Raw genomic sequence first — 2,558 nt, 5'->3', positions numbered from 1 at the left:
TTTTCTTTGTCTATATAAATTTAATATATTATGAAAAACCGATTAATTCTATTATCTCTTTTTCTTCTTTCAACCTTTTACGCAGGAGCACAGAACTTGAAGTTATGGTACGATCAGCCTGCAAAGGTGTGGACCGAGGCACTTCCTTTGGGAAACTCACATATGGGTGCCATGGTATTTGGTGTTCCACAGAGTGAGGAGATTCAGTTAAATGAGGAGACCATTTGGGGTGGAGGACCTCATCGTAATGACAACCCTAAAGCCCTTCAGGCACTACCTAAGGTGAGAGAACTCATCTTTTCCGGCAAGGAGCAGGAGGCACAGGACCTCATGTCAAGCACATTCATGACAGGAAGAAACGGTATGCCTTATCAGACAATAGGAAGTCTGAAACTTGACTTCCCTTCACACGCAACCTACAGTGACTATCGTCGTGACCTCGATCTTGAGAAGGCTGTTGCAACAGTCAAATACAAGGTAGGTGACGTAACCTATACCCGCACCATGTTCACCTCTTTCATAGACAGAGCTGTTGTGGTACGCATAGAGGCAGACAAACCGAAATCAGTTAGCTTCACAGCAAGCTATACCACTCCATACAAGACCTTCACTGTTGTTAACAAGGGTAAACGTCTCTCACTCATGGCAAAGGCATCCGATCATGAAGGTGTTCCGGCAGCCATCCGTTTCGAGGCATCTACCGAGGTGAAAAATGAAGGTGGTAAGGTAAAGGTAGATAGCAAATCCATAACTGTTACCGATGCCAATGCAGTGACAATATACATCTCAGCAGCAACAAACTTCGTGAACTATAACGATGTAAGCGGCAATGAGGCAAAACGTGTAGCTGCTCAGCTTGCCAAGGCTGTCAAGACACCATATGCCAAAGCTCTGGCAGCACATATGGATGCATTCTCTAAAATATTCTCACGTGTATCCCTCAGCGTAGGCAAGTCCAGCGACCTCCCTACCAACCAACGTATAAAGAAGTTCAATGAGGGTAAGGATATGGGACTTGTTGCCCTGATGTTCCAATACGGACGTTACCTTCTTATCTGCTCATCACAGCCTGGCGGTCAACCTGCAGGTCTGCAAGGTGTATGGAACAAGGATCTTCTTGCTCCTTGGGATGGCAAATATACAGTCAACATCAATACAGAGATGAACTACTGGCCATCAGATGTAACAAACCTCTCAGAGATGCAGCAGCCACTCTTTCAGATGATAAAGGAGCTTTCACAGACAGGCCGTGCCACAGCACGTGATATGTATGACGCCAATGGTTGGGTACTTCACCACAACACAGACATTTGGCGTTGCACTGGTCCTGTTGACTACTCTGCATATGTATGGCCTATGGGTGGAGCTTGGCTCACACAGCACTTATGGCAGCATTACCTCTATACAGGTGATAAGGCATTCCTCGAAGAGTACTACTCATGTATGAAGGGAGCAGCCGACTTCTTCCTCTCATTCCTTGTTGAACATCCTAAGAACGGATGGATGGTATGTGCTCCTTCGCAATCACCCGAGCAGGGTCCTCCGGGAAAGAGAGCAATGATCACAGCAGGTTGTACCATGGATACCCAGCTTGTGTTCGATGCCCTTTCAAACACACTCAAAGCAACGCGCATTCTATATCCTGAGAACAAGGCATACTGCGACTCACTCTACAATATGCTGAAACGTATTCCTCCTATGCAGATAGGTAAGTACAACCAGCTCCAGGAGTGGGTAGACGACCTCGATGATCCACACAATGACCATCGCCATGTCTCTCACCTCTACGGACTATACCCAAGCAACCAGGTATCTCCATATACTCATCCGCAACTTTTCCAGGCTGCCAAGCGTTCACTTCTCTATCGTGGCGACATGGCAACAGGATGGTCTATAGGATGGAAGATCAATCTATGGGCACGCCTGCTTGACGGCAACCATGCTTTCAAGATTATCAGCAACATGCTTACTCTTGTTGAACCTGATAATAACAACGGCCGTACATATCCAAATATGTTCGATGCACATCCACCATTCCAGATCGATGGTAACTTCGGCTTCACAGCAGGCGTTGCTGAGATGCTTATGCAGAGTCATGACGGCGCACTGCATCTTCTTCCTGCACTTCCCGACCAGTGGGAGAATGGTGAAGTAAAGGGACTCCTTTCACGCGGTGGATTCAAGGTAGATATGAAGTGGGATGGGGGACAGCTTTCTGCAGCCAAGATCACCTCAACACTAGGTGGAAACCTGCGTATTCGCTCATATGTTCCACTCAAGGGAGAGGGATTGGTAAAAGCTGAAGGTGAGAATAGCAATGAGCTTATGAAGAGCGCTCAGATTAAAGAGCCTCTTACATCACCACTTATCAAGGCACAATATCCATCACTATATAAGGTGTACGAGTACGATATAAATACCCGACCGGGCGAAAGCTACTCTGTAAGTAGAGCAGAGTAATAGTAAATTAACATATTTTTATTATGAAAATTCAATATCCTCTTTTATTCCATTAAAACGGAGTAAAAAGAGGATATTTTTTGAATATATATTATAAA

The 2,558-nt window shown here is 45.5% G+C and carries 1 protein-coding gene; it reads left to right on the top strand.

Going from position 1 to position 2,558, the window contains the following annotated elements:
- The first annotated feature begins 30 nt into the window (after positions 1-30).
- Positions 31-2,460, top strand: a complete 2,430-nt coding sequence (locus JCM15092_RS14135) for a glycoside hydrolase family 95 protein (protein ID WP_024995205.1) — start codon at positions 31-33, stop codon at positions 2,458-2,460.
- The last annotated feature ends 98 nt before the right edge of the window (positions 2,461-2,558 follow it).

Source organism: Phocaeicola paurosaccharolyticus JCM 15092, assembly GCF_000613805.1.
Taxonomy (GTDB): Bacteria; Bacteroidota; Bacteroidia; order Bacteroidales; family Bacteroidaceae; genus Phocaeicola; species Phocaeicola paurosaccharolyticus.
This window is presented reverse-complemented; position numbering and strand designations above follow the sequence as displayed.

Excerpts from the sequence above, each read along its gene's own strand:
- JCM15092_RS14135 (WP_024995205.1), top strand. The coding sequence starts at position 31 with ATGAAAAACCGATTAATTCTATTATCTCTTTTTCTTCTTTCAACCTTT.